The sequence below is a fragment of the Erwinia sp. PME.40.26/001 genome, assembly GCF_055556675.1.
In genome coordinates this window covers 54217-75864 of record NZ_JBVHNP010000001.1, presented here as the reverse complement: position 1 = coordinate 75864, position 21648 = coordinate 54217, and the positions used below count along the sequence as shown (strand labels likewise).

The 21648-nt window shown below is 56.3% G+C and carries 20 protein-coding genes; 8 read left to right on the top strand and 12 right to left on the bottom strand.

What is annotated here, in order from left to right; genetic code table 11:
* Window positions 1–116: 116 nt before the first annotated feature.
* Complete coding sequence (locus ACZ3HG_RS00405; protein WP_191933157.1) at window positions 117–1820, top strand: methyl-accepting chemotaxis protein; 1704 nt, start codon at window positions 117–119, stop codon at window positions 1818–1820.
* A gap of 90 nt (window positions 1821–1910) precedes the next feature.
* Here the strand turns inward: ACZ3HG_RS00405 and dsrB are convergent, their stop codons facing one another.
* Window positions 1911–2102 carry a protein DsrB gene (dsrB, locus tag ACZ3HG_RS00400; RefSeq protein WP_465331302.1) on the bottom strand — a complete coding sequence of 64 codons (192 nt, stop codon included), beginning with the start codon at window positions 2100–2102 and terminating at the stop codon, window positions 1911–1913.
* A 70-nt stretch (window positions 2103–2172) separates the two neighbouring features.
* Window positions 2173–2331 carry a YqaE/Pmp3 family membrane protein gene (locus tag ACZ3HG_RS00395; RefSeq protein ID WP_017800079.1) on the bottom strand — a complete coding sequence of 53 codons (159 nt, stop codon included), beginning with the start codon at window positions 2329–2331 and terminating at the stop codon, window positions 2173–2175.
* 681 nt (window positions 2332–3012) lie between these two features.
* On the opposite strand from ACZ3HG_RS00395, the gene ACZ3HG_RS00390 reads away from it, so the two are divergent.
* Window positions 3013–3816, top strand: a complete 804-nt coding sequence (locus ACZ3HG_RS00390; protein WP_191933159.1) for a mannosyl-3-phosphoglycerate phosphatase-related protein — start codon at window positions 3013–3015, stop codon at window positions 3814–3816.
* Between the two features lie 28 nt (window positions 3817–3844).
* On the top strand, window positions 3845–5065 hold the full coding sequence (locus ACZ3HG_RS00385; protein ID WP_191937270.1) for a glycosyltransferase family protein: 1221 nt from the start codon (window positions 3845–3847) through the stop codon (window positions 5063–5065).
* On the opposite strand, the gene dgcQ is transcribed toward ACZ3HG_RS00385, so the two are convergent.
* Complete coding sequence (gene dgcQ, locus ACZ3HG_RS00380) at window positions 5062–6498, bottom strand: cellulose biosynthesis regulator diguanylate cyclase DgcQ (RefSeq protein ID WP_465331300.1); 1437 nt, start codon at window positions 6496–6498, stop codon at window positions 5062–5064. The genes ACZ3HG_RS00385 and dgcQ overlap by 4 nt on opposite strands.
* On the opposite strand from dgcQ, the gene ACZ3HG_RS00375 reads away from it, so the two are divergent.
* The 3 genes from ACZ3HG_RS00375 (at window position 6471) to mfd (ending at window position 10687) form a co-directional block, all read left to right on the top strand.
* A complete protein-coding gene (locus ACZ3HG_RS00375; RefSeq protein WP_465332597.1) occupies window positions 6471–6818 on the top strand; it encodes a hypothetical protein in 348 nt (115 codons plus the stop codon). The two genes, dgcQ and ACZ3HG_RS00375, sit on opposite strands and share 28 nt — an antisense overlap.
* 98 nt (window positions 6819–6916) lie before the next feature.
* The gene (locus ACZ3HG_RS00370; RefSeq protein WP_191933162.1) at window positions 6917–7126 is read left to right on the top strand and encodes a hypothetical protein; all 210 of its coding nucleotides are present in this window, start codon (window positions 6917–6919) and stop codon (window positions 7124–7126) included.
* 114 nt (window positions 7127–7240) lie between these two features.
* Complete coding sequence (gene mfd, locus ACZ3HG_RS00365; RefSeq protein ID WP_191937272.1) at window positions 7241–10687, top strand: transcription-repair coupling factor; 3447 nt, start codon at window positions 7241–7243, stop codon at window positions 10685–10687.
* Window positions 10688–10794: 107 nt separating this feature from the next.
* Here the strand turns inward: mfd and ACZ3HG_RS00360 are convergent, their stop codons facing one another.
* From ACZ3HG_RS00360 to hinT, 8 genes are all read right to left on the bottom strand, one after another.
* Window positions 10795–11334, bottom strand: coding sequence for a glycine zipper 2TM domain-containing protein (locus ACZ3HG_RS00360; protein WP_062743712.1), 540 nt, complete (start codon window positions 11332–11334; stop codon window positions 10795–10797).
* 302 nt (window positions 11335–11636) lie between these two features.
* A complete protein-coding gene (locus ACZ3HG_RS00355) occupies window positions 11637–12941 on the bottom strand; it encodes an NAD(P)/FAD-dependent oxidoreductase (protein WP_191933164.1) in 1305 nt (434 codons plus the stop codon).
* Window positions 12942–13186: 245 nt separating this feature from the next.
* Entirely contained in the window at window positions 13187–13729 is a 543-nt protein-coding gene (gene ycfP, locus ACZ3HG_RS00350; RefSeq protein WP_191933640.1) for an alpha/beta hydrolase YcfP, read from the bottom strand.
* Between the two features lie 39 nt (window positions 13730–13768).
* Window positions 13769–14800, bottom strand: a complete 1032-nt coding sequence (gene nagZ, locus ACZ3HG_RS00345; RefSeq protein ID WP_191933165.1) for a beta-N-acetylhexosaminidase — start codon at window positions 14798–14800, stop codon at window positions 13769–13771.
* Window positions 14801–14803: 3 nt separating this feature from the next.
* Window positions 14804–15655 carry a thiamine kinase gene (thiK, locus tag ACZ3HG_RS00340; protein WP_191933641.1) on the bottom strand — a complete coding sequence of 284 codons (852 nt, stop codon included), beginning with the start codon at window positions 15653–15655 and terminating at the stop codon, window positions 14804–14806.
* Window positions 15639–16223 carry a penicillin-binding protein activator LpoB gene (gene lpoB / locus ACZ3HG_RS00335; RefSeq protein ID WP_191933642.1) on the bottom strand — a complete coding sequence of 195 codons (585 nt, stop codon included), beginning with the start codon at window positions 16221–16223 and terminating at the stop codon, window positions 15639–15641. Before lpoB ends, thiK begins: the two co-directional genes overlap by 17 nt.
* A gap of 23 nt (window positions 16224–16246) precedes the next feature.
* On the bottom strand, window positions 16247–16615 hold the full coding sequence (locus ACZ3HG_RS00330; RefSeq protein ID WP_191933166.1) for a YcfL family putative periplasmic lipoprotein: 369 nt from the start codon (window positions 16613–16615) through the stop codon (window positions 16247–16249).
* Between the two features lie 24 nt (window positions 16616–16639).
* Window positions 16640–16990: a purine nucleoside phosphoramidase gene (gene hinT, locus ACZ3HG_RS00325; RefSeq protein WP_191933167.1), complete on the bottom strand. Its 351-nt coding sequence runs from the start codon at window positions 16988–16990 to the stop codon at window positions 16640–16642.
* A gap of 371 nt (window positions 16991–17361) precedes the next feature.
* Here hinT and ACZ3HG_RS00320 point away from each other — a divergent pair, with 371 nt between their 5' ends.
* Both ACZ3HG_RS00320 and bglB read left to right on the top strand, forming a co-directional pair.
* Window positions 17362–18972, top strand: a complete 1611-nt coding sequence (locus ACZ3HG_RS00320) for an MFS transporter (RefSeq protein WP_465331296.1) — start codon at window positions 17362–17364, stop codon at window positions 18970–18972.
* Window positions 18953–20092 (top strand): beta-galactosidase BglB, encoded by a 1140-nt coding sequence (gene bglB / locus ACZ3HG_RS00315; RefSeq protein WP_191933169.1) that lies wholly within the window; start codon window positions 18953–18955, stop codon window positions 20090–20092. The genes ACZ3HG_RS00320 and bglB overlap by 20 nt, the downstream gene beginning before the upstream one ends.
* A 57-nt stretch (window positions 20093–20149) precedes the next feature.
* On the opposite strand, the gene ptsG is transcribed toward bglB, so the two are convergent.
* Complete coding sequence (ptsG, locus tag ACZ3HG_RS00310) at window positions 20150–21583, bottom strand: PTS glucose transporter subunit IIBC (protein ID WP_191933170.1); 1434 nt, start codon at window positions 21581–21583, stop codon at window positions 20150–20152.
* Between the last annotated feature and the right edge of the window lie 65 nt (window positions 21584–21648).

Here is a 21648-nt window from a genome sequence, read left to right as displayed (position 1 = left end):
AGGCTGATTCTGTGAGCCTGCTCCCAATTACAGTCCTAATCCTTTTCAGTACTTTGCCGATGCTTTCTAGACGACCGGAGTGTTCCTTCGTCCCTATCTGAAAGAGAGCAAAGGATATGAAACCACAACAACCATCTCACGAACAACAGACCATCAGCTTCTGGCAGCATCTGCGTCTGGTCCCGCTGTTCGCCGCCATTCTCGGCGGAATTTTGCTACTTTTTGCCTTATGTATCGGCCTCGCCAGCTATTTTTTGATCCAGAGTAATCAGTCACTGAACGATGTAACCGAAGAGATCCAGATACGTACCGCGCTCTCCAACAGCTCTAACCACCTGCGTACGGCACGTCTGACCGTGATCCACGCGGGTGCCTCTGCACGTATCGGTGAAATGGATGAATTTAAAGCGAATCTGGCGACCACGGAAAAACGCATTAAAATGGCGCGCGACAGCTTTGCTGTTTATCTGAACCGTCCGGTCAAAACCCCGGCCGGCGAAGCGCTGGATATTGACCTGAAAAAACGCTTTGAAGCCTATATCAGCCAGGGGCTGGTGCCGATGGTTAAAAGCGCCAGCGATGGCAGCTTCGAAGGTGTGATCGCTCAGGAAACGGATTACACCCGCAAGCTGGACGACGCCTATAACGAACTGCTGTTTAAAGCCATTAAGCTGCGCACCGAGCGCGCGGAAGGCCTGAATGCCGCTGCCAGGTCTCAGACCCGCTTCGGGTTTATCATGATGGCGGGTGCATTCGCTCTTGCCCTGCTGTTAACGCTGGCCACCTTTATCTTCCTGCGCCGGGTAGTGATCACGCCGTTACGCCAGGCCGTAGAACGCATCGAGCATATTTCTCGTGGCGATCTCACCGCCCCGCTGCAGAGTTGGGGCCGCAGTGAGATCGGTAGCCTGGGAAATAATTTACAGCTGATGCAGCAGGCATTAGTGAAAACCGTGGGCACGGTGCGCGAAGGTGCGGTGGCAATTTATCAGGGATCGAGTGAGATCTCCGCCGGGAATACCGATCTGTCCTCCCGCACCGAACAGCAGGCCTCTGCGCTGGAACAGACCGCTGCCAGTATGGAAGAACTTACTGCCACGGTGAAACAGAACGCCGAAAATGCTCACCATGCCAGCCAGCTGGCCTCCGATGCCTCTGGCAAGGCCCGTCAGGGGGGCGATATCGTCACTGGCGTGGTGAACACCATGAATAACATCTCCACCAGCTCGAAGAAAATCGCTGAAATCACCACCGTGATTAACAGTATCGCCTTCCAGACCAACATCTTAGCGCTGAATGCGGCCGTTGAGGCCGCCCGTGCCGGTGAACAGGGGCGCGGTTTTGCCGTCGTCGCCAGTGAAGTGCGCAATCTGGCACAGCGCAGTGCCGGGGCCGCTAAGGAGATCGAAGGGCTGATTTCTGAATCGGTGGACTTGATCGGTAAGGGATCGGCACAGGTGGGTCAGGCGGGTAACACGATGAGTGAAATTGTGGATGCCGTGCGACGCGTCACCGATATTATGGCGGAAATTGCCGCAGCGTCGGACGAGCAGAGTAAGGGAATTCAGCAAGTGAGCATGGCGGTGACCGAAATGGATAACGTTACCCAGCAGAATGCTTCCCTGGTTGAAGAAGCCTCTTCTGCCGCCGCGTCACTGGAAGAGCAGGCTGCCCGTCTGACTCAGGCGGTCTCCGCCTTTAAACTGAGCGCTGGCTCTGTCGCACCGGTCAGGCCCCGGGACGTCAGCAGTAAACCGGCGGCTGTGGCTGCGCCCCGTCCGGCACTGGCGACCAGCAACGATCACTGGGAAACATTCTGATAAAAGACGGAGCCTGACTGGAAAGGACGCGAACAGCGTCAGCACTGCTCATCGCAGGGAGCGACCGGAAAAGGGTCGCTCCCTGCATGTTCATGACGCGTGAGGTTCAACAAAGATCCCATCCTGGTGACCCATCTCATTGAAGAACCAAATCCCCAGCGGATACTCTTCCAGCGCCACCAGATACATGGTGCCCTCACTGAAGTCTTCCACGGCCAGCACTGTCCCTTCCCGACGTGGCCCGCCATCGGTTTTCACCGTTACCCTGTCATTGATCTGCATGGATCCTCCTGCGTAATTTTTGCAGTAGTGTAACCGAAAACCTTATCAAGCACAGGGTCTGCGTTGAGGATCAGCGACGCGCAATCACCCATACCGCATGGACGATACCGGGAATGTATCCGCAGAGCGTCAACAGAATATTCAGCCAGAAGGCACCGCCAAATCCGACCTGCATAAACACGCCCAGTGGGGGTAACAGAATCGCAATTACAATTCGTAAAAAGTCCATAAACTCTCCATTATCTGTTTTATCTTACGGGGTTAGCCGAACCCAGAGTATAGCCAGTGAAAAGCATCTCGCTGTCACCAGCGGGTAAAAGTGAGTAAATCCCGTGCCCTGCGGGTATTTGCACTTTCTTTACGTTTTCGGGTGAGACTTCTGACAGCAGACCACTCTACAATCGCCTCACTGCACCAACCCCTAAGGGCAGGCCAAAGTAACAAGGATTTTTGCCCGCGCAGCGCGGGCTTTTTTTTGCCCGTGACTTCCAACGATCGCCGGCCTCCCGGCCGTTACCGGCAAAAAAAATCCCAACCAGTCTGGCCGGGATAATGTGCTGCTCACAGGAATTGACACTCGCCAGTGACGGGATGACGCCACTGCCTGCAGATTAGCCTGCCTTCCCTCCAGGATAATTCTCATTGAATGACTTAAGTTGTACATATTCCGAACTACTGTACAGGTGAGTTTTCTCTAACCCCCTGGCCTTACTCTTTTTTCCCCCCGAGAGGTCGTTTCATTTTCACCGTCGGATACAGTTTTTTTTAAGATAACTCCTGGAATAAGCGTGGAAGGTCCCCGGGCGTATTCCCTGTCCTGCCGTCTGTGGTGGCTCGACTATACTCAGTGAGCATACAGACGGGGCTGTTTCAGCCTGCGGCGCAGTGATATCACTCTGAGGGATTGCTTATGCTCACATTGCAGGACCCACTGATGATCGTTACCGATCTCGACGGCTCACTGCTGGACCATCACACCTACCGCTGGGAAGCGGCAGAACCCTGGCTGACGCGCCTGCAGGAACATCAGATCCCGCTGGTGATCTGTTCCAGTAAAACGGCGGCAGAGATTATTCCCCTGCAGCAGTCGATGGGGCTGAACGGTGCGCCCTTTATCGCCGAGAATGGTGCCCGCGTGGTGCTGAACAGCACCGATCCGCTGCCCCCCTACCCGGAGAATGTGCGTTATGACTATCCCGGACTGTGCGGGCTGTTGCAGGAGCTGAAGCAGCAATACGGATTCAAATTCACCGGATTTGGCGAGGTCACGGAAAAGGAGGTGGCTGACTGGACCGGACTGACGCCGCATGAGGCCACGCTGGCACGTCAGCGCCAGGCGTCTGAAAGTCTTATCTGGCGCGACAGCGAAGCGCAGTTTGCGCTGTTCTGCAGGCGGCTGGAAGAAAAGAGTCTGACAGTGGTGCAGGGAGGCCGGTTCTGGCACGTGATGCCTGAAGGAAGCAGTAAGGGCGCAGCGCTGCGCTGGCTGCTCCGACATACCCGCCAGGCTGGCACGGAGCGCATCACCATCGGGCTGGGCGATGGCCCGAATGATGCCCCCATGCTCGACTGCGTGGACTATGCCGTGGTGATCAAAGGCTACAGTAAAAATCCCGTCATCCTGCAGCGGCAGGATAAACACCATATCTACCATACTGCCCACTTTGGCCCTGCGGGCTGGAGCGAAGGCCTGACGCATTTTATCACCCGCTGAGCCGGGATGATCTTTAAAGGGGTAAGCGATGAGCGATTTTTATCAGAATGGCGTCATAACCAATTTCCATAATCTGACCGGTCGTTCCGTCGCAGAGCTGGAAAAAGACCTGGTGCGCTTTTCACGCAAGCGCAAAATGGGCCTGATCCTGCCGTCGCTCTATTCAGAGCTGGAAGGACCTGCCCTCAGCCATATTGTCGACGAACTGGCTAAAGTGCCCTACCTGGCCGAAATTGTCATTGGCCTTGACCGGGCAGACCGGGATCAGTTTCTTCATGCCCGCGAGTTTTTTTCACGTCTGCCGCAGCGGCATCGTATTCTTTGGAATGACGGCCCGCGCCTGAAAGCGCTGGATGCCGAACTGGATAAAGAGGGGCTTTCCCCTTCACAGCCAGGTAAAGGCCGTAACGTCTGGTTCTGTACCGGGTACACCCTGGCGTCGGATAAATCGAGCTGCGTGGCGCTGCACGACTGCGATATTGTCACTTATGAACGGGGGATGCTGGCCCGCCTGCTCTACCCGCTGGCCAATCCCGGCTTTCAGTACGAATTCTGTAAAGGCTTCTACGCCCGCGTCGCCGACAATAAGCTCAACGGTCGCGTCGGCCGTCTGCTGGTCGGGCCGCTGCTGCGCTCCCTGCAAAAAGTCTACGGTCACTCGGAGTACTTGGATTATTTAACCAGTTTCCGCTATCCCCTTTCCGGGGAGTTCGCCATGCGCACCCACGTGCTGAACGGCATTAAACTTCCGGGAGACTGGGGGCTGGAAATTGGTGTGCTGTCGGAGATATATCGCAACTACACCACCCGTCAGAGCTGTCAGGTAGAAATTGCTGATAATTACGACCATAAGCACCAGCCTCTGGCAGAAGAGGACGGCACCGGTGGGCTGAAGCGCATGAGCAACGATATTGTGCAGTCGTTATTGCGTAAGATGGCCACCATGGGGGTGAGCATCACCAGTGACTCTTTCCGCGTATTAAAAGCAACCTACTACCGTAATGCGCTGGATATGATGGAAATTTACAACCATGAAGCGACAATGAACGGGCTGAAGTTCGACCAGCATGCTGAGGAAGCCGCCGTCGAGATGTTTACCCAGGCGATCCTTGATGCCGGACAGGCCTTTATTGAGCGTCCGAATGAAAAACCGTTTATCCCCAGCTGGAGCCGCGTACAGTCGGCATTCCCTGATATTATGCAGCGTATTTACCAGGCCGTGGAAGATGACAACAGCGGCGACGTTTAAGCCCCGCTACTGACGCAGTTGCGGCCGGCGGCTTTTGCCAGGTAGAGCCGGCCGTCCGCCACGGACTGCAGGTTTTCAATCTTATAATCCTGCTGTTCCTCACTGCTGCTCACGCCAAGAGAGGCCGTAACCTTAAGCGTATGCGTGGCGTCGATCAGCACCTCCTTCGTCGCCAGCTTACAGCGAATACGCTCAGCAATTTCTACCGCCTCCGCCAGTCCGGTGTCCGGTAATATGATGCAAAATTCTTCTCCCCCCACGCGCCCCAGCACGTCTGCCTTGCGCACTGCCTGCGCGATAATGGCGGCTGAATGAGTCAGTACCACATCGCCGGCATGATGCCCGAGGGTATCATTGACGGCTTTAAAGTGGTCAAGATCCAGCTGGATAAGGGAAAGCGGCTGCCGCTGGCGTTCGCTAAACGCCGCCAGCTTTTCGGCCTGATCAAAGAAGGCGCTGCGGTTCAGCAGACGGGTCAGACCATCGAAGTTTGCCCGCCAGCTCAGAGTCTCCTGCAGCGTCAGCAGCCTGCCTGTCATGCGGATGATAGCCTGATGGGACGCGATCAGCACCAGGCTGAACAGCCCCCACATCAGTATCAGCACCAGCGTTACGCGCCCTATCTCGCTGGACATTCCCTCACGCAGCGGCTGTACGCTGATCAGCAGCCCATCGAAATTTTGCAGGCGTACCCAGGTGATAAAATTCAGCCCCAGCGATAACTGTCCGCTTTGTGCCCGGGTGACCTGACTGAATATTTTTGCCACCTGGTCCGCATCAAGATTATGCTCATTCAGGTGTTTCCCGTCTGATATTGCCACCGGATGCTGATGATTATCGAACAGCATCACGCTGGCATCCTGCCATTCCGGCAGCGCGTGTTGCAGGTACTCGTGGATCACGTTCGTCGAAAAATCCATTGCCAGCACGCCGTACCAGTAACCACCGGAATCAATCGGCAGCGTTACCGTGACCACATCACCTTCATTTTCAATGGATCGGTAAGTTTCAGACCAGCGTAGTTTGCGCCCGGGGTTTTGCTGCGGACCGGCATTAATGAAATAGGGGCGGTCGATCACGGTATTATAGCTGGCCACCGTGTCTTCATTATCATCCTGTACCGAACTGAGATAAAACCCGGCGCGGGAGATATACCAGAGGCGATAGTGAAAATCCTGCCGGGGATCGGCGAACTGTAGAATGTAGCTCATTTCTACTGCGGCTTTCAGTTCATCTTCCAGCCGCTGTGGGTCGTGCCGGCTTAATAAAGGGAGACGGTCTACCGCCCTGTCTGAAATACCGTACAGAGGAATGCTCCGCTGGGTATTAATAGAAACTTTCCACAGCGAGTCGCTGCGATGGTCATTAAAAATTCTCAAGGCATCATGCGATTTATCCGTTTCGAGTGGATAACCCAGCGCATATTGCAGCATTTTCTGGAAAAAAGCATCTGATCAATGCTTTGCTGCCACTGCCGCTCAAGGCTGCCTGCGGCCTGAACCAGCCAGGCACGCTGCGTCGTCTCATAGGACGATTTGAGGATCATCGCTTCACGCACGGTGAGAATACTGGAGAAGACAAAGACAATGGCAAAACAGAAATGAACAATCATTTTGGGTCGGAAAAAACGCGAATCTTTGTCAGGTATCACTTATGTCTTCTCCGCTGCTGCGTTTTATTCATTGATAGTTTAGACCGCAGCCTGCTGTACGGCCAGCACCCTGCGATACGGCACAGCGTGATGGTCATATAATTGATCCACTACAACTCGCTCCACTTTCAACCGGGTGAAAATAGCGCTATTACTATTAACAAGGTTTGCCTGACATTCTGCTGGTTCAGGAGGTAGTCATGTTCCGATTTCCTAAAGGCAGTATTGTGCGCCATAAAACTGGCCAGATTAAAGGTGTGGTTCTGAATGTTTTCGAACAGGGCGCACAATACGCAGGATATTACATTAAATGGGATGACGGCAACCACAGCTATCACGCTGAAAAAGAACTGGTCTGGGCAAATATTGACCGTCCGAGCCGGTATCCGGGTCAGCCATCAGCAAAATAGTGCGTTGCGTCCAACAAGCGGTAAAATCAGGGTATACTCTCTTTAGCTGAATCGGGACCACCCGGCACGCCAGGGCTTCCGATCTCCCTTATTAAAGAGACCGTCTAACTCATTATGCCTGAACTCTACCGTTATGACCTGCCGACCAGAGCAGGTGACCAGCGCCAGCTCGGCCAGCTTACCGGCGCGGCCTGCGCCGTTGAATGCGCCGAAATTGTTGAACGTCATCATGGACTGGTCATACTGATTGCGCAGGATATGCAGAATGCCCTGCGCCTGCAGGATGAAATCAAACAGTTCACCTCGCATCCCGTAATGGCGCTGGCCGACTGGGAAACGCTGCCTTTCGACAGCTTCTCTCCACATCAGGAAATCATCTCCTCCCGACTGTCCACCCTTTATCAGTTGCCGACGCTGGAGCGCGGGCTGCTGATCATGCCCGTCAATACGCTGATGCAGCGTGTCTGCCCGCATACCTTCCTCAACGGCCACGCGCTGGTGATGAAAAAAGGGCAGAAGCTGTCGCGCGATAAACTCCGTGCCCAGCTTGAACAGGCAGGCTACCGCAGCGTGGATCAGGTGATGGCCCACGGTGAATTTGCTACACGCGGGGCACTGCTGGACCTCTATCCAATGGGCAGTGAGCGTCCTTACCGTATCGACTTCTTCGATGATGAGATCGACAGCCTTCGTCTGTTCGACGTCGACAGCCAGCGCACCCAGGAAGAAGTGGCCGCCATCAATCTGCTGCCTGCCCATGAATTCCCGACGGATAAAAATGCCATCGAACTGTTCCGCACCCAGTGGCGTGAGCACTTCGACGTACGCCGTGAACCGGAACACATTTATCAGCAGGTCAGTAAAGGCACGCTGCCCGCCGGGATTGAGTACTGGCAGCCCCTGTTTTTCGAACAACCCCTTCCTGCCCTGTTCAGCTACCTGCCCGCCGGTACGCTGATGGTGATTTCAGGCGATCTGGAAAGCAGCGCCGAACGTTTCTGGCAGGATGTGAATGCGCGTTACGAAAACCGCCGCGTTGACCCGATGCGTCCGCTACTACCGCCGCCTACCCTGTGGCTGCGCAAAGAAGAGCTGTTCAGCGAACTGAAGCAGTGGCCACGCATTCAGCTGCGAACCGATCTGCTGCCTGAAAAAGCCGCCAATACCAACCTGCATTACGAAACGCTGCCGGACCTGGCGGTACAGGCGCAGGCCAAAGCGCCGCTGGATGCGCTTCGTCGCTTCCTGGAGTCTTTCGACGGCCCGGTCGTCTTCTCCGTGGAAAGTGAAGGGCGTCGCGAAACCCTGCAGGAATTACTCGCCAGGATCAAACTGAAGCCCGCAGCCATTGACTCCCTGCCGCAGGCTGACCGTCCCGGCCACTACCTGCTGATCGGCGCCAGCGAGCACGGGTTTATCGACGGCCTGCGCCATCGTGCCCTGATCTGTGAAAGTGATTTGCTGGGCGAACGCGTCAGCCGCCGCCGCCAGGACAGCCGCCGCACCATCAACCCTGACGTGCTGATCCGTAACCTCGCGGAGCTGCGTCCCGGCCAGCCGGTGGTCCATCTCGAGCACGGTGTGGGCCGCTATATCGGCCTGAGTACGCTGGAAACCGGCGGTATCCAGGCGGAATACCTGATGCTGGCCTATGCCGGAGATGCCAAACTCTATGTCCCGGTGTCCTCCCTGCATCTGATCAGCCGCTATGCCGGTGGCGCAGAAGAGAACGCCCCCCAGCATAAGCTGGGCAGCGATGCCTGGTCCCGTGCCCGGCAAAAAGCGGCTGAAAAAGTGCGCGATGTCGCCGCAGAACTGCTGGATATTTACGCCCAGCGTGCGGCGAAAACCGGCTTCGCCTTTAAACACGATAAGCAGCAGTATCAGCTGTTTTGTGAAAGCTTCCCGTTTGAAACGACACCCGACCAGGCCCAGGCAATCAATGCGGTACTCAGTGATATGTGCCAGCCGCTGGCCATGGATCGCCTCGTCTGTGGCGATGTCGGATTCGGTAAAACCGAAGTGGCCATGCGTGCCGCCTTCCTGGCGGTAGAAAACCACAAGCAGGTGGCCGTGCTGGTCCCGACCACCCTGCTTGCCCAGCAGCATTACGATAACTTCCGCGACCGCTTCGCCAACTGGCCGGTGCGTATTGAGATGCTGTCGCGCTTCCGTACCGCCAAAGAGCAGGCGCAGGTGATGGCGGAAGCCCAGGAAGGCAAAGTTGATATTCTTATCGGTACCCATAAGCTGTTACAGAATGAGATCAAATGGCGCGATCTGGGGCTGCTGATTGTGGATGAAGAGCACCGCTTTGGCGTGCGTCATAAAGAGCGCATCAAAGCCATGCGCGCTGATGTGGATATCCTGACCCTGACGGCCACCCCAATCCCGCGAACCCTGAATATGGCGATGAGCGGAATGCGCGATCTGTCGATTATTGCCACCCCGCCCGCCCGCCGACTGGCGGTTAAAACCTTCGTGCGTGAATACGACGATATGGTGGTGCGTGAGGCGATCCTGCGTGAAGTACTGCGCGGCGGCCAGGTGTACTATCTGTATAACGACGTGGAGAATATTGAAAAGGCCGCCAAACGCCTCTCAGACCTGGTCCCGGAGGCACGTGTCGCCGTCGGTCACGGTCAGATGCGTGAGCGTGAGCTGGAGCGGGTGATGAATGACTTTCATCACCAGCGTTTCAACGTGCTGGTCTGTACCACCATTATTGAAACCGGCATCGATATTCCCACCGCCAATACCATTGTGATTGAACGCGCCGACCACTTCGGCCTAGCGCAGCTGCACCAGCTGCGTGGCCGCGTTGGCCGTTCGCACCACCAGGCGTATGCGTGGCTTCTGACGCCACATCCTAAAGCCATGACCACAGACGCCCATAAGCGTCTGGAAGCGCTGGCGTCGCTGGAGGATCTGGGGGCCGGGTTTGCCCTGGCTACTCATGACCTGGAAATCCGCGGTGCCGGCGAGCTGCTGGGTGAGGGCCAGAGCGGCCAGATGGAAACCATCGGTTTCTCTCTCTATATGGAGCTGCTGGAAAACGCAGTAGATGCTCTGAAAGAGGGGCGTGAGCCGTCGCTGGAAGATCTGACCAACAGCCAGACCGAGATTGAGCTGCGCATGCCGGCGCTGCTGCCCGAAGACTTTATCCCGGACGTGAACACCCGCCTGTCGTTCTATAAGCGCATTGCCAGCGCCGGGCAGGCCGCTGAGCTGGACGACCTGAAAGTTGAACTGATAGACCGCTTCGGCCTGCTGCCGGATGCCGCGCGTAATCTGCTGGATATTGCCTCCCTGCGTCTGGTGGCGAAAACCCTGGGGATCCGCAAGGTCGAGGCCAGCGAGAAAGGCGGATTTATCGAGTTTGCCGAGAAGAATAAGGTCGATCCGGTGTGGCTGATTGGGCTGTTACAGAAGGAGCCGCAGCACTGGCGTCTGGATGGCCCCACCCGGCTGAAGTTTATGCGGGACCTGGGTGAGCGTAAGGTGCGGATGAGCTGGGTGCAGACGCTGCTCGGGCAGATGATGGAGCATACCACGGCGTAGCCCCTGCTCCCGATGAGGGCGACCTCCCTCATCGGGATATGTCTTGTCTGCGGGCCATAAAAAAAGGGACCAGCCGGTCCCTTTTTCACATTCATTATGCCGCGTTATCAGGCTTTATCATTCAGCACCAGCTGGCCGTTATTATCCAGCGGAATACGTGTGCCGGGGTCATTCTCCATTCGGATTTTTCCCTGCTGGTCGCCAATCTTGTAGGTGACGTCATAGCCCAGCATTTTTTCCTGTTTGTCATAGACAGTTTTACAACGCTGCTCGGTCGTGGTGTAGGTGTCACGATCCTGCATGGCGCCCTGCACCTGGTTACCGCCGTAGCCACCGGCCAGCGCACCCGCTACCGTTGCGACGTCGCGGCCGCGACCGCCGCCAAACTGGTGTCCCAGCACCCCACCGGCTACCGCGCCCAGCACGGAACCCGCAATACGGTTTTCGTCCTGTACGGCACGACGATGAGTCAGCGTCACGTTTCGGCACTCCTGACGCGGGTTCTTCAGGGTTTCTTTAATCGGGGTGGCTGAAAGCACCTGCGCATACTGCGGGCTGCGATCGAACACATTCATACTGGCGACCGTTGCCACGCCTAATGCCGCAGCAACACCAATTCCAATACCCGCTAACATTGATTTATTCACAGGAAAACCTCCTGACATTGTTACCGCGCATTCTTGCCTGTTGCGACATCCTGTCGCAGATATGGCATTCCCGGCGTGCGCGACGCACCGTGGTAATTAAGCGTAATTCTGCGGTGAGCCGGAGATTGTGACAATAAGAATACTGGACGAAAATTAGATCCAGCATGATAAGAGAAAGCTTTTAAGAGTCTTCTTAACGAGGGAGTTTTACTGTCGGGTCAGAAGCGCAGCTTATCACCGCCCGATAAAGACCGGGGAGGATAAGCCGCGTGTACCTGCACGGATCCGGGGGCAGCCCCCTGTCAGTGTAGTTTCAGACGAGGTCGGATGACGCGGTTGATACTGCCCACCAGCATCATCAGCCCGGTCTTGAAGTAGCCGTGCAGCGCCACCTGATGCATACGATACAGCGAAATATAGACGACGCGCGCGATGCGCCCTTCTACCATCATTGAGCCCCGCATCAGGTTGCCCATCAGGCTACCAACGGTACTGAAACGAGACAGCGACACCAGAGACCCGTGATCTTTATAAACGTAAGGTTTCTGCGGTTGCCCTTTCATCTCAGCCAGAATATTGGCCAGCACGCGGGAGGCCATCTGATGCGCAGACTGGGCTCGCGGCGGCACGAAACCACCCGACGGCAGCGCACAGGAGGCGCAGTCACCGATGGCGTAAATATTCGGGTCTCGGGTGGTCTGCAGCGTCGGTTCCACCACCAGCTGGTTAATACGGTTGGTTTCCAGACCGCCCAGATCTTTCATAAAGTCAGGGGCTTTTATCCCCGCCGCCCAGACCATCAGATCAGCATCAATAAACTCACCCGATTTGGTGTTCAGGCCATTTTTATCCGCGCTGGTGACCATTGTCTGGGTCAGGACGCGTACGCCAAGCTTGGTCAGCTCACTGTGGGCCGCGCTGGAGATACGCGGCGGCAGGACCGGGAGAATGCGCTCTCCGGCTTCCACCAGCGTGACGTTCAGCGCCTGGCTGTCGAGCCCTTTATAACCATAGCTGTGCAGCTGCTTCACCGCGTTATGCAGCTCGGCGGACAGCTCCACGCCGGTAGCTCCCCCGCCGACAATGGCAATATTGACCTTAGCCTGCGGTTCCTCGCTGGCAGAAAACTTCAGGAACAGGTTCAGCATCTCGTTATGGAAGCGGCGTGCCTGGTGCGGGTTATCCAGGAAGATGCAGTTCTCTTTCACCCCGGGGGTACCGAAGTCGTTAGAAGTGCTCCCCAGCGCCATGACCAGCGTGTCATAGGCCAGTTCACGCTGTGGCACCAGCAATTCACCCTGCGCATCGCGAATTTCGGCCAGTTGCAGACGGTTATTTTCGCGGTCGAGATCGGTCAGCGTCCCCAGCTGGAAGCTGAAGCCATGCTTGTGTGCATGGGCCAGGTAACTCAGGCCATCGATGCCTTCATCGAGTGAGCCGGTGGCCACTTCATGTAACAACGGTTTCCACAGGTGGCTGTGATTACGATCCACCAGAGTGATGTGGGCTTTTTTCTTACGGCCAAGTTTATGTCCCAGCTGGGTAGCCAGTTCAAGCCCCCCGGCCCCCCCGCCAATGATAACAATTTTTTTCATAGGTGTTGTCAAACGACCCTCTCTAAAAGTGAACCAATCGTTAATTAAAAGTTAAATAAATAACCTTAATTAACATAGGGTTGGCGATATTAATTCGCGAGCTGGGGTCAGAATAGCACGAGGGAATTCATCTGTTATAAGAAAATTGATCTTGGTCAATTTTATTGGCAAAACTAAGAATATTACGAATAAAGACCCTGCCACCCGCCCGCCTTTTAGCGGGCGTGATGCAGCTTAATTACAGAGGAAGAGGCTGTTTAACCTAACGATTTAAAAGCTTTAATACGGGGAAGGTGGTGAGAGATGTTGCTGAACTTATGCCCTTCCACTTCATCCCAGACCAGTTCATAAAAGGGCTGTAACCCGGCGGCACTGCGCTGATTATCCAGGACGTCATCATGGCGGGAGAGAAAAGTCAGGCAGCGGTCACGATTTTTCTCACGAAAGTTACCCACGCATTTGGTGGCGATATCGGCATACTCTTCCGGGCGATCGATCCTGCCCTGCATCACTTCCTGCGGCCACAGGTTGGGATTAAACATCACCTGCCGGACATCACAGAGAAAGCCGATTCGTTCAGCCCAGTAGCCCCCGAGACCCACGCCGCAGATCAGCGGCCGCTCGTCATCGCTCTGCTGCAACATCTTGTAAGCTTCTTTCAGCAGGTGCTGCATATCGTGCTTCGGATGCCGGGTGCTGTAACTCAGCAACCGGACATCCGGATCGATAAACTGCAGCTGCAGGACTTTCTCATGGTTGCCCGGGCTGTTTGAATCAAAACCGTGCAGATAAATAATCATGCTCATCCTCACCGTTGTTGCGCCGCGGGCCGCCTTCGATCAGAGGCCCGACGCCGCTTTGTGGTCCAGCCAGCGTTCCTGCAGCTGGCTCAGTGTGGCACTGGTCTCTTTCCAGCGCGACGAGTCCCGCAGTTGCTGACGGGTAAACGAACCCTGATGGTAAAGCTGCGTCACTCTTTCAGCATTGATCGGCGACAGGTTATCCAGCACGCTCACCGCCCCCTGACGATTATTACAGACCAGGATCATGTCACAGCCGGCATCCAGCGCAGCCTGACCGCGCTCAGCATAGCTGCCCATGATCGCTGCCCCCTCCATCGACAAATCGTCAGAGAAAATGACGCCGTCAAACCCCAGCTCCTGACGCAGCACCGTTTTCAGCCAGTGTGATGAACCGCTGGCCGGACGCGGATCCACCTCAGTATAGATAACATGGGCAGGCATAATGGCATCCAGTGCCTGTTCGGCAATCAGCTGCTGAAAGATCGGCATATCATGCCGGCGGATCTCCGCTTCGCTGCGCGTATCGCGGGGCGTTTCCTTATGAGAATCGGCACTGACTGCACCATGCCCGGGGAAGTGCTTCCCGGTGGTTTTCATCCCCGCCTCGTGCATACCGCGAATAAAGCTGCGTGCCATTTGCACAGCAATAGCCGGATCTTCATGGAAGGAACGTTCACCAATGGCCGCGCTGCCGTGGCCAATGTCCAGCACCGGGGCGAAGCTGATATCGATATCCATCGCAATCATCTCAGACGCCATCAGCCAGCCTGCCTGCTGCGCCAGAGATTCAGCCTCTGCGCCCTGATGCAGCGCCGCAAACGCCTGCATGGCGGGCAGACGGGTAAAGCCGTCGCGGAAGCGCTGTACGCGCCCCCCTTCCTGATCCACGGCCACCACCAGACGGTGGCGTGACGCCGCACGGATTTGCCGTACCAGCTCCCGCAGCTGCGCCGGATCGTGGTAGTTACGGCTGAACAGGATCAGCCCGCCCACCAGCGGATGTTGTAAAATTTCACGCTCTTCCGCATCCAGCTCGTAGCCCTGCACGTCTAACATTACCGGTCCCACACTTCACCTCTTACCTGATGATATGCGCTGCCAGCCTGCGGCTGCCAGCGTCTGAAAATGTTGTTCACCACTCTGCTGCCAGCGCAGTTCGTACCAGCTGGTCGCCAGCAGTGCCAGCCACGGCTGCCAGCGGTTAACCTGACGCCGTAGCGTATCCTCATCCCAGTGCTGGCGGCTGGCGTAACGGGCGATCAGGCGCTGCTGTTGTAACGCATTCAATCCGTTACCCATCGCGATCGCCGCCAGCTCCAGCGCGGTATCCCCGTCCCCGGCATACTCCCAGTCAATCAGCCGCAGCCGATCGCCTTCGGCAATCAGGTTACCGCTGTGAATATCCATATGCAGTACGCCGGTGCGCAACGCCTTCGGTTCGCCCTCGCGCTGACAGCGTTTCAGCGCCCGCAGCCAGTGGATCTGCCGCCGGGCGGGGACGCTGCGCTGCCAGTAGTCCTCAAGCAGCGGCAGCAGCCGCAGCGGATAGCCCGTCAATGGCTGACAATGAAGACGCGCCACCTCATCCACCACGCGATCCTGCCAGCGGTCCCACTCACCGGCGGACAGCACCTTTCCGGGCTGCCAGGCCAGCAGCAGCCAGTGCCTGTTGCATCCGTAAACGCGGGGCACCAGCCCACCGGGGGCCAGCCGTCGCAGCAGACGATACTCACGCTGGCGGTTAACGCCAGGCATCGTGAGCGCCCCTGCCGCCTGTCGTGCCAGCAGCTGCACCTCTCCCAGCGAGACCCGGACGCTGTAGCCGCTCAAGCCGGCCAGAGGAGAAAAAGAAGCGGCGGCTTGCGCCGCCGGAAAATGTTGCGTGATCAGCCGTTCAAGGGCCCGATCAGTGCAGGACTGCACCGCTGCCCGACCAGATAATTTCACCGGTCTGCACCAGCATCAGCTGCATTTGCAGCGTCGGTGATTTCACATCCCCTTTCGCATTGCTGTAAAGCACATACTGAGCGCCGACGTAGCGGGCCAGACCGATAGCTTTACTGCGCGAAACCAGGCTGTCTTCCGCCGACAGGCCCAGGGTTTGCTTTGCTACCGCCATCTGCTGCGGCGTCACCAGGGTAAACTGACTGTTTCCCTGCAGTGCGCCCTGCAGCGCGGCCGTGGCCTTCGCACTTTGCAGGCTGCCGTTGGTGCTGTTTTTTACGTTGTCCACCAGCAGCACGCTACCCGGCGTAATACCTTCAGCTTTCAGCATCTGCGCCACCAGCGGTGACACGCTGGCAGGCCAGTTCAGCGTCTGCATTTTTGGCGGCTGCGGCACCGTCTGCCCTGGTTCAGGCTGAGGCTGCTCCGGCACGGTGATCGGCGGCTGAACCGGCTCAACTGGCGCGGGCTGCTGCGGCTCCGGCTGCCGGGTCAGACAGCCGGTAAGAAACAGCGCCAGCATCAGCACGCCTGAAAGTTTAATCATATTGCTGTTCACGCGATAACTCCTTACAGATACAGATAGAGACGAACTTTGCTTGCCGTCAGATTACCGGTTTGTGATGAAATTTCGGCTTTACCGTGGGCAGGTACCGTCAGGGTTCGCGGTCGTTCAAACGGTATAATCTCCAGACCCTTTTCATCATACCAGTAGAAACGGTAGGAGACCTGGACCGGTTTTTCCTGCTGATTAAATAACACCGCTGACGCGCGCTGCTGCCCTTCTGTTTCCCGAATGGTCGGTTCATCGGTGGTGATCCCGGCGGACAGGACCGAAGACTCCATGATCAGTGACTGCGACGTATTGATCGTCGTCCGATCGCTGCTGCAGCCCGCTAAGGCTGTCAGCAACGTTAAAGCCGTTAAGCTTGCCCGCATAGCGTCATTTCTCTGTCATTGGCATTACGATGCCAGCATAGGGCCTAAAGGTCGGCCACCGACGAGATGCAGGTGGATGTGATAAACCTCCTGACCGCCATGTTTATTACAGTTCATGATCAGGCGGTAGCCGTCTTCGGCGATCCCTTCCTCTTTGGCGATTTTCGCCGCCACGGTGATCATCCGCCCCAGCGCCGCCTCGTGACCGGCCACCGCATCGTTTGCTGTCGCAATTAGCAGGTTGGGCACGATGAGGATGTGCGTGGGTGCCTGAGGGGCGATATCGCGAAACGCAGTGACCAGCTCATCCTGATAGACGATATTGGCCGGGATTTCACGGCGAATGATTTTACTGAAAATCGTTTCTTCAGCCATGCTATCTGTCCTTATGATCTTGCTATTCAAGTTAACGCAGTATGAGCGAGAAAATCGTTTTCTTTCAACCTGCAACTGACTTTTCTTTCTCCGACCGCGCGCGTTTACGCCATTTTTTCTGCCGGTCTGCCTTCCGGCGGCGCATTTATGTGCGCCACACCTAAAAATGAACCCTAAAACCTATAAAAACGAAACGCTGTTTTATAAATTTAGATATCGGGCATCCTGATAGCGGGAATTTTGCCACCGGATGCTCCGCTGCGGCAAAAATGACAAGGTTCAGCCACGACTAACGCTCTATTTTTTCAGCATCCGCCTGAGTTGTCCGGAACATGTGGTTCATTCCACCCCACAGCACAAGGAGTTTCCTGATGCGTACCCGTAAGATCGGACTGGCAAATTATCTTGCCTACGGCTCCGGTGATTTTCTTGGCGCCGGTACCACCGCGCTGACTGCCGCCTGGCTGCTCTATTTCTACACCACCTTCTGCGGCCTGACGCCGATTGAAGCAACCTTTATCTTTGCCCTTGCCCGGGTGCTGGATGCCATTATCAGCCCGCTGATGGGGTTTCTTACCGACAACTTTGGCAGCACGCGGCTGGGTAAGCGCTTTGGCCGCCGTAAGTTCTTTATCCTACTGGGTATCCCCGCTGTGTTTAGCTACAGCCTGATGTGGGTCGGCGATATGAGCTACCTGTGGTATCTGCTGACCTATCTGGCGTTCGACATCGTCTATACCATGGTGCTGGTGCCGTACGAAACGCTGGTCCCGGAAATGACCGACGATTTTAAGCAGAAAACCCGCTTCTCCGGTGCCCGCATTGCCCTTGCCCAGCTTTCGGCCATTCTTGCCGCCTTTCTGCCGGGCATTCTGCTGGGCATTTTTGGTAAGGACAATGCGGTATCGTTCTTCTATTCCAGCCTGGTATTTTCGACTCTGTGTGCCATTGTCCTGACCCTGGTGTGGTTCTTTACCTGGGAACGTCCGGCCGATGCCCTGTCGGAAGAGTCGAAGCGCGCTGAGGCCGAGCGAAAACAGCTGACGTTAGGCCAGAGCCTGAAACGCCTCTACGTTGAACTGGCCTCCACCCTGCGCATCCGTATTTTCCGCCAGCATCTCGGCATGTACCTCGGCGGCTATATTGCTCAGGACGTGTTTAACGCAGTCTTTACCTGGTATGTGGTCTTTGTGCTGATGCAGAGTGCCCAGCTGGCCTCGAATCTGATGGGGACCATGGCCGTGCTGCAGTTTATTGCGGTGATTGGCATGATCCCACTGTGCATCCGCATCGGGCCCGCCCCGGCCTATCGCCTGGTGGTGGTACTGTTTGCCGCCAGCGCCCTCTCTTACTGCCTGCTGTGGTATGCAGGGATGAGCAACAATCTGGCGCTGCTGGTGCTGATCTCAGCGGTCGCTGGCCTGGGACGTGGCGGTATTAACTATGTCCCCTGGAATATTTATACCTACATTGCGGATGTTGATGAAGCGATCACTGGCCAGCGCCGCGAAGGGATCTTTGCCGGGATCATGACGCTGACGCGCAAAGCCTCTCAGGCTGGTGCGGTGATGCTCGTGGGGATCGTTCTGCAACTCTCCGGCTTTGTTTCTGGCCGCGCAGAGCAGTTGCCGCAGGTCGGCCATACCATTGTGTGGATCCTCAGCCTCGGGACCCTGGCGATGCTGACGTTTGGCTTTATCATCTCCCTGCGCTTTAAGCTCAACCTCACCACTCATCAGATCCTGCGGGAAGAGACCATCAGGATGCGCGAGGCCGATGGCACGGTGCCGCAGCAGCTGACACCGCGGGCACGTTCCGTCGTGGAAACGCTGACGGGCATGCCTTACGAAAATCTCTGGGGTAACAACAATATTGGTTACCTCAATCGTCATAAACCTCAGGCGGCTGCGCTCACCGAGACACGCGCCGTTTTCCCCGCTATCCGACCTCAGGAGCACCAAGATGACAGTTTATCCGGTTAAGCACAGTGCGCTGCTACGCCAGCCCGACTTTCTGCTGCCACGCGCCGCGCTACAGCAGTTAATTACCCGCCTCAGCGACAATCTGGTCGGCATTACCGATGAAAGCGGTGAGTTTCTGCTGCGCCTGGATGATGGCCGGGTGATTGATACCAAAGGCTGGGCGGGCTGGGAGTGGACGCACGGCATCGGGCTGTACGGGATGTACCACTATTATCAGCAGACCGGCGACAGGCTAACGTTACAGCGCATTGATGACTGGTTCCGCACGCGACTGCAGGAGGGAACGCCAACGAAAAATGTGAATACGGTCTGTCCGTTTCTGACGCTGGCCTGTCGCTATGAAGAAACCGGCGACCCGACGCTGCGCCCGGTGCTGGAGCGCTGGGCAGAGTGGGTGATGTATGAGATGCCGCGTACCGAGCACAATGGCATTCAGCATCTGGTTTATAACAGTGAAAACCACCAGCAGATGTGGGACGACACGCTGATGATGAGCGTGATGCCGCTGGCCAAAATCGGTCAGTTGCTCAACCGGCCGGAATTTGTCGAAGAAGCCACTTACCAGTTCCTGCTGCATACCCAGTATCTGATGGATCGTCAGACCGGACTGTGGTTCCACGGCTGGACGTTTGATGGTCATCATAACTTCGCCAATGCGCGCTGGGCGCGCGGTAACAGCTGGCTGACCATTGCCATTCCGGATTTTATTGAGCTGATGAACTGGCCGGAGCAGCACGCCACCCGCCGTTATCTGTTACAGGTGCTGGAAAGCCAGGTGAAAGCGCTGGCGGCGTGTCAGCATGAAAGCGGGCTGTGGCACACGCTGCTGGACGACCGCGACGCCTACCTTGAAGCCTCGGCCACGGCTGGCTTCGCCTACGGCATCCTGAAAGCCGTTCGCAAGCGCTACCTCTCCCGGGACTATTATCCGGTAGCAGAAAAAGCGCTGAAGGGCGTGATGGCACATATCAATGAGGACGGGGAATTAACCCAGGTTTCTTTCGGCACCGCCATGGGCAGCGACCTGGAATACTACCGCCAGATACCGCTGACCTCGATGCCCTATGGCCAGGCGATGGCGCTGCTGTGCCTGACAGAGTATCTGCGGGTCTATCTCTGAGGCATAAAAAAAGGGGCGCCTGCGCGCCCCTCCTTCGTGATGCTCATTCGTCATGCATTACGCATTACGCATGTAGTCATCCATATCGGTTTTCAGGTTATCGGACTTGGTGCCAAAAATAGCCTGAACGCCAGATCCTGCCACGACAACGCCTGCCGCACCCAGTTTCTTCAGTCCCGCCTGGTCAACTTTGCTCACATCCGCCACGCTGACGCGCAGACGAGTGATACAGGCATCCAGGTTAGTGATGTTTTCTTTACCACCGAACGCGGCCACCAGATTAGCCGCCATTTCACTGGCATTACCGGTCGTCTGCTCGCTGGTCGCGTCTTCACGGCCCGGGGTTTTCAGATCCAGTTTAGCAATCAGCACGCGGAAGATGGTGTAGTAAACCAGACCGTAAATGATCCCTACAATCGGGAACAGCCAGATTTTGCTGCTGTTACCGCTCAGGACGATAAAGTCGATCAGACCATGCGAGAAGCTGGTACCGTCGCGCATCCCTAACAGGATACAGATAGGGAACGCCAGGCCTGCCAGAATCGCGTGAATCGCATACAGGATCGGTGCCACAAACATGAACGAGAATTCAATGGGTTCGGTGATACCGGTCAGGAATGACGTCAACGCTGCGGAGATCATGATCCCGCCAACTTTGGCACGGTTTTCAGGTTTTGCTGAATGCCAGATAGCAATGGCTGCGGCTGGCAGACCGTACATTTTGAACAGGAAGCCGCCAGACAGTTTACCTGCCGTCGGGTCACCCGCCATATAGCGTGGGATATCACCGTGGAATACCTGACCCGCCGCATTGGTGAACTCACCAATCTGCATCTGGAAAGGAACGTTCCAGATATGGTGCAGGCCGAATGGCACCAGCGAACGCTCAACCACCCCGTAGATACCAAAAGCGACTACCGGGTTCTGATAGGCCGCCCACTGTGAGAACTCCTGAATCGCGGTACCAATCGGCGGCCAGACAAAGGAGAGTGCCACACCGAGGAAAATGGCGGTGAAGCCTGAAATGATGGGGACAAAACGTTTCCCGGCGAAGAAGCCCAGATACTCGGGCAGCTTGATACGGTAGAAGCGGTTAAACATATAGGCTGCGATGGAACCGGCAATAATGCCGCCCAGAACCCCGGTGTCAGCCAGGTGCTTCGCCGCAATTTCTTCGGCTGGCAGATGTAATACCAGCGGTGCCACGACTGCCATGGTTTTTACCATGATGCCGTAAGCTACCACGGCGGCCAACGCCGACACACCGTCGTTATTGGTAAAGCCCAGAGCCACACCGATCGCGAAGATCAGCGGCATGTTGGCGAACACCGACCCACCGGCTTCCGCCATCACATGTGAAACGACCGCTGGCAGCCAGTCGAAGTTGGCAGAACCAACGCCCAGCAGGATCCCCGCGATCGGCAGGACCGATACGGGCAACATCAGCGATTTACCGACCTTTTGCAGGTTCGCAAATGCATTTTTGAACATAGTGTAAAGCTCCTGAGTATGAGTGCTTTTCTTCGCGCTGTGCGCGTTGCAAGAGGGGGAGGTTC